Below are 12,003 nucleotides of genomic sequence, written 5' to 3' on the forward strand. Positions count from 1 at the left end.
GTCGTGATCCATGTCGTCACCGATGCCTCCACCCTGGCCGGAGCACCCGGGGTCGGGTTCCTCGACGAACACGGCATCATCAGCGACGAACACGTCCGTGACCTCGCCGCCCGCCCGGACGCCACCCTCACCCCGGTCACCCCCGCCCGCACCCAACCCACCTACGTCGCCGGCAGCAACAATGATGACCAGCGGCGGACCGCGCAACGCCCGGCACCAGCCGAGGACACCCGCGCCGACAGCGAGAATCATTCCACCGCAACCCACTTCGGCGACTCGGCCGATGCCACCGCGCTATCGGTCGCAGTGGTCTACCCGGCAACCCATCCCGGCAACGGGTACCGGCCCACCACGTCGTGTGCTGATTTCGTACGCGTCCGGGACGGATATTGCACCGAACCCGGCTGCACCCGTTCAGCGTTCGCGTGCGATCTCGACCACGTCACCGAGTACGACCACACCGACCCCGCCCGGGGTGGGGCGACGTCGAGTGAGAACCTCAACGCAAAATGCCGTCCCGGTCACCTGTTCAAAACCCACGGGGACTGGGTCGATGTGCAATACCGCGACGACGACGGCCGCCTGGTCACCGAATACGAAACCCCCGAAGGGGTCACCCTGCCCGGCGACGCCGAAACGCTGGAAGACACCTTCGGCGAACCTTCGGCGGATCCGGTTCGAACAAGCCGCCCAAGCCCCACCCACCCCACGCGTCATCGCCCCGGCCGACAACCCGGAGCGCACCACCAGCCGACTGGACGCCAAACTGGCCCGCCGGCGACACGAACGCGCCCGCAACAAACGAGCCCGCGAAGAACTCGACCGCCTCGACCCACCGCCCTTCTGATCCGGGGAGCCAGGGCCGTCGGCGTCGAACGGTCAGCGCTGCCGCAGGAACCGCGCCGCGGCTGCGGCCCCACCGCCCGCGGCGCCGAGCACGATCGCGGTGCCGGCGCCGTACTTCGCGGCCTTTCGCGCGGTACGGAAGTCGTACATCTCCCAGCCGCGGACCTTGGCGACGTCGCGCAGGTCGGTGTCGGGGTTGATCGCCACCGCGCGGCCGACGAGCGACAGCATCGGTACGTCGTTGTGTGAATCCGAGTACGCCGTACAGCGTTTCAGGTTGAGCCCCTCGCGGATCGCGAGCGCGCGCACCGCATGGGCCTTACCGGGGCCGTGCAGGATGTCGCCGACGAGCCGCCCGGTGAAGACCCCGTCGACGCTCTCGGCGACGGTGCCCAGCGCACCGGTCAACCCCAGCCGGTCGGCGATGGTCTGCGCGAGTTCGACGGGTGTCGCGGTCACCAGCCAGACCTGCTGTCCGGCATCGAGGTGACGCTGGGCCAACGCCCGCGTACCCGGCCAGATCTTGTCCGCGATGTAGTCGTCGAAGATCTCCTCGCCGAGCTCGACGAGTTCGGAGGTCGGCTTGCCCGCGATGAACGACAACGCCTTCTCCCGGCCCTCCGCGACGTCGCGCGCGTTCTCCTTGCCGGTGATCCGGAACTTCGCCTGCGTCCACGCGAAATCCATGATGTCGCCGTAGGTGAAGTACTTCCGCGCGGCGAGACCGCGAGCGAAGTGCACGATCGACGCGCCCTGGACCAGGGTGTTGTCGACGTCGAAGAAGGCGGCGGCGGTGAGGTCGCGGCGGGGTTCGCCCGGGATCTCGGCCGTCGGGCGCGAACGCAGCGAGTCGACGGCGGCCTTCGCGCTCGCCTCACCGGCCAGGGTCTGACGGAGTTCGTGCGCGGTCTGCCGGAAGCGGCCGGTCGCGGCGGTCGCCCGCTGGGAGATCCAGGTGGTGACCCGGTTGGTCTCGTCGTCGACGAGTTCGTGGAGTTCGGCGTCCTCGTCGAAGTCGTCGGTGAACTCCACGCTCGCGGCGTGGGCCTCCCAGTCGTCGCCCGTCGGGCCGTCGCCCTGCATCGGATTCGGCGGGAGAAGTGCGGCGTCGTCGGGCGTCTCGTCGTCCTGCCGGTCTTCCGGGCCCGGGGTCTCGCCCACTGCCCACCTCCCACGCGTAGCGCCAGCACTGCTTGCCGGGTACAGCCTAGTGGTGCGCCTCGGAAACGGGCGACTGGTCTCCGGCGTTCGATCTCCACGCCCGGTGACGGACCGCACACCGTCGGCGGGGGAGGGTCACCCGGCTGATCCCGCGGGCGCTGCGCTGGGAGGATGGTCGGCATGACGGTGGAACTGTTGACCCGTGCGGGGTGCGCGGCGTGCGCGGCGGCCCGCTCCGAACTGACCCGGATCTGCGCCGACATGGGCGTGGAGTTCACCGAGGTCGACGTCGACGAGGCGGCCGAAGGGGGTCGGCCGGACGTGCGCGCCGAGTTCGGCGACCGGCTCCCGGTGGTCCTTCTCGACGGTAACGAGCACAGCTACTGGGAGGTCGACGAACCGCGTCTGCGGGCGGATCTCGCGGCGCGGCGGTGATCGGCGCCCACGTTCGACGAGACGCCTAACACAGCTCGGCCGATCCCGAGGGGCCGTGTGAACAGATTCACAGGGAAGTTATATCCTCCCTTGGTCGGGAAGAGTCGGGTCCCGGTGTCTGGTGACGCCGGCAGATGTGTGGGAGTGCGAGTGGGCGCGGAGAGTGCGAAGTCGGCCGACGCCGACCCTCCTGCGTCCGCCGTCCCTCCGGTCGACGGCCCCGCCACCGACATCCCCGGTCCCACGGTCGCCCGGTTGGCCACCTACCTGCACGTACTGCGCTCGTTCAGTCGTCGGGGCATCCTGCTGGCGTCGAGCGGCGAGCTCGCGACGGCAGCCGGGGTCAACCCGGCCATCCTGCGCAAGGACCTCTCCTACGTCGGCGCCAACGGCGTGCGCGGCGTCGGATACGACGTGGGCAGGCTGACCGCCCGGATCTCGATGACGCTGCACACCGACAGCATCCACACCGTCGCGCTCGCGGGCGCCGGCTCGCTCGGCCGTGCGCTGCTGTCGCACGCCGGCTTCGGACGCGGCTTCCGGGTCGCCGCGATGTTCGACGCCGATCCGGCCCTGACCGGCGCGGTTCTCGAGCCGGGCGGCCCGCGGGTCGCCCCGCTGACCGACATCGCCGCCGTCTGCGCACAGGTGGTCCCGGCCGTCGAGATCGCGGTGATCGCCACCGCCGACGACGACGCCCGACGCGTCTTCGATGCATTCGTGGCCGCGGGTGTCCGGCAGGTGCTCAACGTCACGCCCGTGTCGCTTCCGGCGGAGTCGGATGTTGTCGTCAGACAAGTTGATCTAGCCTTGGAACTACAGGTGTTGGCTTTCCAGGCCTCTCGCGGGCCGCGCGACGACGTCAAGGAGGCGCGCGAGGCGAAGCCGACGCGGGGGCACCGGGGAAGTGCCGGACACCAGGGAAATGTGATGGGTGAAGAAACGGTGACAGCGTGAGTGTTCTGTTGTTCGGGGTATCGCACCGCAGTGCTCCCGTCGAGGTGCTCGAGCGGTTGGCGGTCTCCGACCACGACCGCCCCAAACTGATCGACGAACTGCTCTCCTCGCGGGCGATCTCCGAAGCCATGCTCGTGTCCACGTGCAACCGCGTGGAGATCTATGCCGTCGTCGACGCCTTCCACCCGGCGCTCGAGGCGGTCGGCTCGGTCCTCGGCGACCACTCCGGCATGACCGTCAACGAGATGACCCGCCACGCCTACGTCCGTTACTCCGAGGCCGCCGTCGAGCATCTCTTCACCGTCGCGGCGGGCCTCGACTCGCTCGTCGTCGGCGAGCAGCAGATCCTCGGTCAGATCCGCAACGCCTACCTCAGCGCCGACGCCAACGACTCCGCCGGACGAGTGCTGCACGAGCTGGCGCAGCAGGCGCTGCGGGTCGGCAAGCGCGTGCACACCGAGACCGGCATCGACCGCGCGGGTGCCTCCGTGGTCTCCGTCGCGCTGCACCGTGCGAAGTCGCTGCTCGCCGATCCCGCGACGGGCGCGCATCGCCTGCGCCGCGCGGTGGTCGTCGGTGCCGGCGCCATGGGCGGTCTGGCGACCGCGCAGCTGGCCCGTGAGGGCGTGACCGAGATGGTCGTCGTCAACCGGACCGTCGACAAGGCCGACCACCTCGCGGGCAACATCGCCGCCAACCACGGCATCAGCGTCCGCGGCGTCGGGCTCGACGACCTGCCGGAGGCGATGGCCACGGCCGACGTCGTCGTCACGTGTACGGGCGCGATCGGCGCGGTCGTCGGCGTCGGGTCGGTGCACTCGGCGCTCGCGGCCCGTACCGGGGACGCAGCACCGCTCGTCATCTGCGACCTCGGGCTCCCGCGCAACGTCGACCCCGCCGCGGCCCGCCTGCCCGGCGTGCACATCGTCGACATCGAGGGACTGCGCGGCGACTCCGAGACCCAAGCCGCCGAGAATGACACCCTCGCGGCCCGGTCGATTGTCGCCGCCGAGCTCGCCGACTACCTCACGCACCAGCGTCAGGCCGAGGTCACCCCGACCGTCGCGGCCCTGCGCCAGCGCGCGGCCGACGTCGTCGAGGCCGAGATCCTGCGCCTCGAGACCCGCCTGCCCGACCTCGAGGGCGCACAGCGCGACGAGGTCGCCAAGACCGTCCGCCGCGTCGTCGACAAGCTGCTGCACGCACCGACCGTGCGCGTCAAGCAGCTCGCCTCGACCCCCAACGGGGATCACTACGCCGAGGCGCTGCGCGAGCTGTTCGAACTCAAACCCGGTGCAGCCGAAGCGGTTTCGGCTCCCGACCATCTCGGTGGCCTGCCTTCGGGCGACGCGGCCGGCGATCTGGGTGACCGATGAGCGAACCCTCCACCGCGCCGATCCGGATCGGTACGCGGGGCTCGCTGCTGGCCCGGACCCAGTCGCAGACCATCGCCGACGCCCTGACCGCCGCCGGACATCCCGCCGAACTGGTCATCATCAAGACCGCCGGTGACGCCTCGGCGGCCCCCGTCGCCGAGATCGGCGTCGGGGTGTTCACCACGGCGATCCGCGTCGCGCTGCGGAACAACGAGGTCGACGTCGCGGTGCACTCGTACAAGGACCTCCCGACCGCCCCCGAAAGTGACCTCACGATCGCGGCCGTCCCGCCGCGGGTCGATCCCCGGGATGCGCTGGTCGCACGCGACGGAATGGTGCTCGGCGAACTGCCGCCCGGCTCGGTGATCGGTACCTCGGCCCCCCGGCGAGCCGCGCAGCTTAGAGCACTGGGTCTCGGTTTGGAAATCCGCCCCCTACGAGGCAACCTAGACTCTCGGTTGGGCAAAGTCGCCAGCGGCGAACTCGACGCAGTCGTGGTCGCCCGCGCCGGACTCGTGCGGATCGGACGGACCGACGTGGTCTCCGAGGCGCTCGAACCGGTGGTCATGCTGCCGGCGCCGGCGCAGGGTGCACTCGCTGTGGAGTGCCGCTCAGACGATGCCGAACTGGTGAGAATTCTCGCCGAGTTGGACGACCAGTCCACCCGCGCGGCCATCGAGGCCGAACGGGCGGTACTCGCGGCTCTCGAAGCCGGATGTACCGCACCGGTCGGTGCGATCGCCGAGGTGGTCGAGTCGATCGACGAGGACGGGCGCATCTTCGCCGAACTGTCGTTGCGTGCGGCGGTGGCGGCCGAGGACGGGTCGGACGTGATCCGCGCTTCGGCGGTGGGTCCGGTCGATCGTGCCGTTCAGCTGGGCAAAGACCTCGCCGCCGAACTGCTGGAGCTGGGAGCGGGCGACCTCGTCAACTCTCCCTAGCAGAGAACGAACTGCAGCCCTCGCCGAGAGGGCAGGAGAGTGCGAACCCATGAGCCGTACGAAGAAGGCAAATCCCGGACGGATCCTGTTCGTGGGGTCGGGTCCAGGGGACCCAGACCTGCTCACCGTGCGGGCACGCACCGTGATCACCAACGCGACCACCGCCTACATCGACCCCGATGTACCCGGGCCGGTGGTGTCGCTGATCGGCAGTGCGCATCGCGACGAACCCGCCGCCGATACTCGCCGATCCACCAAGAAGGCCGAGAAGCCCGCTGACGACGCCGCGTCGACGCCCGCCGCACCGGCCGACGATTCGCAGGCCGCCGGTGACGAGGCCGGCGCGACCGATGCCGGGCAGACCGACGAGGAGTCGGTGGTCCGGCCGGCGCTCGGCGATCCGGCCGAGGTCGCCAAGACCCTCGTGGCCGCGGCCCGCAACGGCGACGACGTCGTGCGCGTGGTCGCCGGCGATCCGCTGACCACCGATTCGGTCCTCGCCGAGGTCAACGCCGTCGCCCGTACGACGGTCACCTTCGAGGTGCTGCCGGGCCTGCCCGCCGCATCCGTGGTCCCGAGCTACGCCGGCATGCCGCTCGGTTCCACCCACACCGAGGCCGACGTGCGCGGCGAGGTCGACTGGGCCGCGCTGGCCGCGGCCCCCGGCCCGCTGGTGCTGCACGCGACATCGGGCCACCTGGCCGAGACCGCCAGCGCGCTCACCGAGCACGGCATGGCCCCCCAGACCCCGGCCGCCATAACCATCAACGGCACCACCTGTGCGCAGCGCACCATCGAGGCCACGCTCGCGACGCTCAACGAGCAGGGCAACGCGCTCACCGGTCCGCTGATCGTCACGGTCGGCAAGGTCGTGGGTGCGCGCGGCAAGCTGTCGTGGTGGGAGTCGCGCGCCCTGTACGGCTGGACCGTCTTGGTGCCGCGGACGAAGGACCAGGCCGGCGACATGAGCGAACGCCTCGTCAGCCACGGTGCGATGCCCAAGGAAGTGCCGACCATCGCGGTCGAGCCGCCGCGGAGCCCCGCGCAGATGGAACGCGCCGTCAAGGGTCTCGTCGACGGGCGGTACCAGTGGGTGGTGTTCACCTCCACCAACGCGGTGCGCGCGGTGTGGGAGAAGTTCGCCGAGTTCGGGCTGGACGCCCGGGCGTTCTCCGGCGTCAAGATCGCCTGCGTCGGTGAGGCCACCGCCGAGAAGGTGCGCTCCTTCGGCATCAACCCCGAACTCGTGCCGTCGGGTGAGCAGAGCTCGCTCGGTCTCCTCGAGGACTTCCCGCCCTACGACGATGTCTTCGACCCGGTGAACCGAGTCCTGTTGCCGCGCGCCGACATCGCGACCGAGACACTGTCCGAGGGACTGCGCGACCGCGGCTGGGAGATCGACGACGTCACCGCGTACCGCACCGTGCGCGCCGCACCGCCGCCCGCCGAGACCCGCGAGATGATCAAGACCGGTGGTTTCGACGCGGTCTGCTTCACCTCCAGCTCGACCGTGCGCAATCTCGTGGGCATCGCCGGAAAGCCGCACGCGCGCACCATCGTCGCGTGCATCGGGCCCAAGACCGCCGAGACCGCAACGGAATTCGGCCTCCGGGTGGATGTGCAGCCGGAGAACGCATCGGTGCTCGAACTCGTCGACGCGCTCGCCGAGCACGCCGCCCGACTTCGGGCCGAGGGCGCACTTCCGCCCCCGCGCAAGAAGTCTCGCCGCTCGCGTTCCTGAGTTCCGAGGAGATCTCAATGCCACCCGTGATCCGGCCCCGGCGCCTGCGCACCACCCCGGCCATGCGCCGGCTGGTCGCCGAGACCTCGTTGGAGCCGCGACATCTGGTGCTGCCGATGTTCGTCGCCGACGGCATCGACGACCCGGTACCGATCTCGTCGATGCCGGGCGTCGTGCAGCACACGATGGATTCGCTGCGGACCGCCGCGGCCGAGGCCGTCGACGCCGGTGTCGGCGGGCTCATGCTGTTCGGGGTGCCGCGCGCCGAGGACAAGGACGCCACCGGGTCGGGTGCGGATGCCGACGACGGAATCCTCAACCGGGCTCTGCGTACCCTCGGCGACGATCTCGGGGACGCCACGGTCCTGATGGCCGATACCTGCCTCGACGAGTTCACCGATCACGGGCACTGTGGCGTCGTCGACGGTCGGGGTCGCGTCGACAACGACAAGACCCTCGCACGCTACGTGTCGATGTCCCTGGCCCAGGCGCGGGCGGGTGCGCATCTCCTCGGGCCGAGCGGGATGATGGACGGCCAGGTCGCCACGATCCGGGCCGCCCTCGACGCGGCGGGCTTCACCGACACCGGGATCCTGGCCTACGCCGCGAAGTACGCCTCGGCGTTCTATGGCCCGTTCCGCGAGGCGGTCGGCTCGTCGTTGCAGGGCGACCGGCGCACGTACCAGCAGGACGCGGCCAACCGGGTCGAGGCGCTGCGCGAGGTCCGGCTCGACCTCGAGGAGGGCGCCGACATCGTGATGGTGAAGCCGGCGATGAGTTACCTCGACATCGTGCGCGACGTCGCCGACATGAGTGACGTGCCGGTCGCGGCCTATCAGATCAGCGGCGAGTACTCGATGATCTCCGCCGCCGCCGAACGCGGGTGGATCGATCGCGACGCGGCGATCCTGGAATCGCTGACCGCCATCCGACGGGCCGGTGCGTCGATCGTCCTGACCTACTGGGCGGCCGAGGTGGCGCAGCGCCTGTCCTGACCTGAGCGTGTAGGGCTCATCGTGCTGCCCGTTCACTAGGCTGGTCCCATGTCCGCACCGTACGACCCCGCGTCCGACCCCGGCGCGCCGTCGCGACCGAAGATCCCCGACTCCGTCTCCATCGCCGTCGAGCTGTGGGTGGTGGTGATCGTCGGGCAGATCGTGGCGATGTTCGCGCAGACCGGCACCTTCGTCGACATGATCCGCGATCAGGTGAGTTCTGCTCCGCAGGAAGGGGTCCCGCCCGAGCAGATCGACTTCATGACCTCGTCGGGGTTCGTGGTCGGTGTGCTGGTCGTGACGTCGCTGTTCCTCACCGCGATCACGGCCTTGGTCGTCTGGTTCACCCGTAAGGGCTACAACTGGGCGCGGATCGTGCTGTCGGCGATGGGTGTCTACGTCGTGGTCAGCCTGCTCTTCTCGCTGTTCGGTGGCGACACGTCGCCGGCGTGGGCGATGGTCCCGCAGGTGATCAGCGGCGTCGCGGCGCTGGGTGCGACCGTGCTCCTCATGCGCGGGGACTCGGAAAAGTACTGCCGGGAGATGGCCGCGGCGCGGAAGCCGCAGCCGGTCCACCCGCCGTCACCCCCGTACCCATACGGCCAGAACCCGTATGGCCAGAACCCGTACGGCCAGAACCCGTACGGCCAGAACCCGTACGGCCAGAACAGGCCGTATGGTGACAGCGATCATCGCGGCGCGCCCGGCCCGTACTCCGACGACGCCCGATCCGAGCCCGTTCACCTCGGCAAGCCGCATCCGGAGAACCGGGGCACCGACACCCAGAACGAAGGACCGAAGAACCAGTGACAAGTCCTGATCCGGCGCTGCGTCCGAAACTCGTCGTCTGGGCCTACCGGTGCTGGCTGACCTCCGGCGCACTGCTGATCGCGCTCGGTGCACTGGTCATCGTCGTGTCGGCGGCCAGCGACACCGGGACCGTCACGTCCGGGGTGCTCGGCGCCATGGTCGCCGTCGTGGGTGTCGGGTACATCCTGCTGGGCAGCAAGGCCTACACCGGCGATGCGCGGTGGCGGTCGTCGCTGGCGGCGCTGACCCTGGTCGTCGTGGCCATGCTGCTGTTCCTGAGCCTGGGGATGAACTTCTTCGCGTTCCCGTTGCTCGCTGGCCTCGTCGGTCTGTTCGGGTCCCTGCTGGCCTACCGTCCGCCCGCCGAGACCTGGTACACCGGCAAGGAGCCGGAACCCAAGACGCCGCGGTCGCGCAAGTAGGGCACATGACCGACGACGATCCCGAAGGTCACGACTCCGACCCCGTCGAGCCGGCGGGTGAGGTGCTGTTCGCCGAGTCCGGCGGCAGCTGGTGGGTGGTGCTGATCGGTCCGGTCCTGGTGGGTGCGGTCCTCGCGATGGAGATCGCCGGGCCCGGTCAGGTGCACTGGCCGGTGCTGGCGATCTTCTTCGTGCTGCTGCTGGGGTTCTCGCTCGTGCAGGTGTCGGCAGCCCGTCGGCATGTCAGCGTCGAGCTCACCGAGACCACGCTCCGCCAGGGAGCCGTCACGACGCCGCTGGCCGACATCGCGAAGATCTTCCCGCCCAATCACAGCCACACCCCCGAGGACTGGGAGAGTGCGTCCGCGTTGGGCGAGCTGCACGGTGTGCCGCGCCGCCGCAAGGGGATCGGCGTGCAGCTGACCTCCGGGCGGATCGCGCAGGCATGGGCCCGCGATGTCGAGCGGTTGCGCAGCGAGCTCACGCAGGCGCACGAGGCCGTCCGGCTGGGGCTGCCGCCTCGGGGGACGTCGACGACGGAACCGTCCTCGGAGGATCAGGACACGACGGAGTGACGTCCCGCCCGGCTGTCGCGATAGGCGCGGCGTCGTAGATCCCCGAGCCACGACGGGGCGAACTCGACGCCCTCGGGCCGGTGCAGGATGGGGTCGAAATCCACGTCGAGTCCGGTGAGGACGTGGTCGAGTTCGATCCGGACGACCGGCACGAACCGTCCGGCGCCGGCCTCCAGGACGATGACGATCGGTTGGTTGCGGCGGAGACGGGCGGCCAGGTCCTCGATCGACAGGCCCGACGAGTCCGACGGTTCGAGGATGCGCGCCCGAATCCAGTACAGGTCACCGTCGTACCGGTACGGCGTCAGGCTCGACACCGCGGTGGCCCAGTGCGTCGTCGGCAGCGGGACGGGTAGTCGGCCGTCGAGCGGCGCCGGGCCGGCGAGCAGGAGATCCCAAGCGCCGGTGGCGTTGGTCGACGGCGACACCCCGCCGCCGCCGACGGTGCCGGGGTCGGTCGACGGGAAGCGGATGGCCAGGCCGACGATGTCCGGTAGGCCGCCGGGTGTGCCGATGCCCTTGGAGACCCGCACCGACACCGGGCCGCTGTGAAAGGGCAGTGGGTGGTCGGCCGACAGCGCGGCCGTGCCACCACACAGCAGACCGTCGGGGTGGAACACCCGGGCGTGTCTGAGGGCGGCCAGCCAGCGGAACGGGGTCGTGATGAGGTCGGGTAGTGCGCTCATGAGAACTCCGGTTGTCGGGTGGGCGCACGCGTGCCCGGAGGCGTCCCCGACATCGGGTCCACCGCCGGGCAGCGTGCACTGCACATGCTGTCGGTCTAGCCGGACGGGTCCGGATCGACGACGTCCTTGATCTTGCCCATGACACCCTTCTCGGTGCCGAACTGCGGCTTCTGCGGGGTGCCCATCGCGCCGTCGTAGGTCGCGTAGAGCTTCGGGTCCGGCGGCGGCCCCGACTGCCGATCGCCCAGCGGCTGCGGGTCGGCGAGGAACTTGAACTGGTGCGCGCCGTCTGGGGTGGGGCCGCTGGCCCAGCCGCCCTTGTCCGAGTCCTCGCCGTCGGACAGGTGCCACAGCGTGCTCGCGTGCTCGCTGAACTCCTCGTCGAAGAGGTCGTCGGGAGCGATCGTGCCCTCCAGGCCGTCCTCCTTGAGCTCCTCGATCCCCTTCAGCCAGAGGTTCTGATGGAAGGTGTCGCGGGCGAGGTTGAATTGCAGCATCGCCTTGACGCCCGGGTCGTCGGTCATGTGCCACAGGCGGGCCGTCTGGACGCGTCCCTGCGCCTCGGCGGTGACGTTGGCGTGGAAGTCCGTGAGCAGGTTGCCGCTGTGCGTGATGTATCCGGCGTTCCACGGCACACCGTTGCTGTCGGCGAGACGGGGGCCGCCGCCGGAGAAGATGGCCTGGGTGGGATCGGTGCCGCCGAGGACGGCGGCGACCACCGGGTCACCGAGGGCGTTCTCGGTCGAGTTGGTGACCGGCGCGCCTTCGAGCAGACGTGCGACCATGGTGGCGATCATCTCCACGTGACCGATCTCCTCGGTCGCGATGTCCATGATCATGTCCTTGTACTTGCCCTTCATGCGGCAGTTCCAGCCCTGCATGAGGTACTGCATCGTCACCGTCATCTCGCCATAGGCGCCGCCGAGCAACTCCTGGAGCTTGCGGGCGTAGATGGGGTCGGGCTTCTCGGGTTTGACGTCGAACTGCATGTAGTCGGTGTGGCGGAACATGGTTCTCTTTCCGAATCGGCTTGTGGCACGCTGTCGCAGCGCAGATGG

General features: G+C 69.9%; 12 protein-coding genes and 1 pseudogene. 10 read left to right on the forward strand and 3 right to left on the reverse strand.

Going from position 1 to position 12,003, the window contains the following annotated elements; genetic code table 11:
• Positions 1-847: pseudogene (locus M4D77_RS04470) on the forward strand (HNH endonuclease signature motif containing protein); the annotation flags it as partial.
• Positions 848-879: 32 nt separating this feature from the next.
• Here the strand turns inward: M4D77_RS04470 and M4D77_RS04475 are convergent.
• Entirely contained in the window at positions 880-2,007 is a 1,128-nt protein-coding gene (locus M4D77_RS04475) for an HAD family phosphatase (protein ID WP_068972464.1), read from the reverse strand.
• A gap of 180 nt (positions 2,008-2,187) precedes the next feature.
• On the opposite strand from M4D77_RS04475, the gene M4D77_RS04480 reads away from it, so the two are divergent.
• The 9 genes from M4D77_RS04480 to M4D77_RS04520 all read left to right on the forward strand — a co-directional run bounded on the left by M4D77_RS04480 (position 2,188) and on the right by M4D77_RS04520 (position 10,259).
• Entirely contained in the window at positions 2,188-2,442 is a 255-nt protein-coding gene (locus M4D77_RS04480) for a glutaredoxin family protein (protein ID WP_068972465.1), read from the forward strand.
• Positions 2,443-2,592: 150 nt separating this feature from the next.
• Entirely contained in the window at positions 2,593-3,399 is an 807-nt protein-coding gene (locus M4D77_RS04485) for a redox-sensing transcriptional repressor Rex (protein WP_055475198.1), read from the forward strand.
• Entirely contained in the window at positions 3,396-4,775 is a 1,380-nt protein-coding gene (locus M4D77_RS04490; RefSeq protein ID WP_226512568.1) for a glutamyl-tRNA reductase, read from the forward strand. The genes M4D77_RS04485 and M4D77_RS04490 overlap by 4 nt, the downstream gene beginning before the upstream one ends.
• Entirely contained in the window at positions 4,772-5,716 is a 945-nt protein-coding gene (gene hemC / locus M4D77_RS04495; protein WP_068972463.1) for a hydroxymethylbilane synthase, read from the forward strand. The genes M4D77_RS04490 and hemC overlap by 4 nt, the downstream gene beginning before the upstream one ends.
• A 49-nt stretch (positions 5,717-5,765) precedes the next feature.
• Complete coding sequence (locus M4D77_RS04500) at positions 5,766-7,457, forward strand: bifunctional uroporphyrinogen-III C-methyltransferase/uroporphyrinogen-III synthase (RefSeq protein WP_259935635.1); 1,692 nt, start codon at positions 5,766-5,768, stop codon at positions 7,455-7,457.
• Between the two features lie 17 nt (positions 7,458-7,474).
• On the forward strand, positions 7,475-8,452 hold the full coding sequence (hemB, locus tag M4D77_RS04505; protein ID WP_259935636.1) for a porphobilinogen synthase: 978 nt from the start codon (positions 7,475-7,477) through the stop codon (positions 8,450-8,452).
• 48 nt (positions 8,453-8,500) lie between these two features.
• Positions 8,501-9,262 carry a hypothetical protein gene (locus tag M4D77_RS04510; RefSeq protein WP_259935637.1) on the forward strand — a complete coding sequence of 254 codons (762 nt, stop codon included), beginning with the start codon at positions 8,501-8,503 and terminating at the stop codon, positions 9,260-9,262.
• Positions 9,259-9,684, forward strand: a complete 426-nt coding sequence (locus tag M4D77_RS04515; protein ID WP_078113010.1) for a hypothetical protein — start codon at positions 9,259-9,261, stop codon at positions 9,682-9,684. The genes M4D77_RS04510 and M4D77_RS04515 overlap by 4 nt, the downstream gene beginning before the upstream one ends.
• 5 nt (positions 9,685-9,689) lie before the next feature.
• Positions 9,690-10,259: a DUF3093 domain-containing protein gene (locus M4D77_RS04520; protein ID WP_065629209.1), complete on the forward strand. Its 570-nt coding sequence runs from the start codon at positions 9,690-9,692 to the stop codon at positions 10,257-10,259.
• Here the strand turns inward: M4D77_RS04520 and M4D77_RS04525 are convergent.
• Positions 10,241-10,945 (reverse strand): hypothetical protein, encoded by a 705-nt coding sequence (locus tag M4D77_RS04525; RefSeq protein ID WP_159370159.1) that lies wholly within the window; start codon positions 10,943-10,945, stop codon positions 10,241-10,243. The genes M4D77_RS04520 and M4D77_RS04525 overlap by 19 nt on opposite strands.
• A 95-nt stretch (positions 10,946-11,040) precedes the next feature.
• Complete coding sequence (locus M4D77_RS04530) at positions 11,041-11,955, reverse strand: manganese catalase family protein (RefSeq protein ID WP_165630528.1); 915 nt, start codon at positions 11,953-11,955, stop codon at positions 11,041-11,043.
• Positions 11,956-12,003 lie beyond the last annotated feature (48 nt).

Source organism: Gordonia sp. p3-SID1431 (assembly GCF_025143765.1).
GTDB lineage: Bacteria > Actinomycetota > Actinomycetes > Mycobacteriales > Mycobacteriaceae > Gordonia > Gordonia hongkongensis.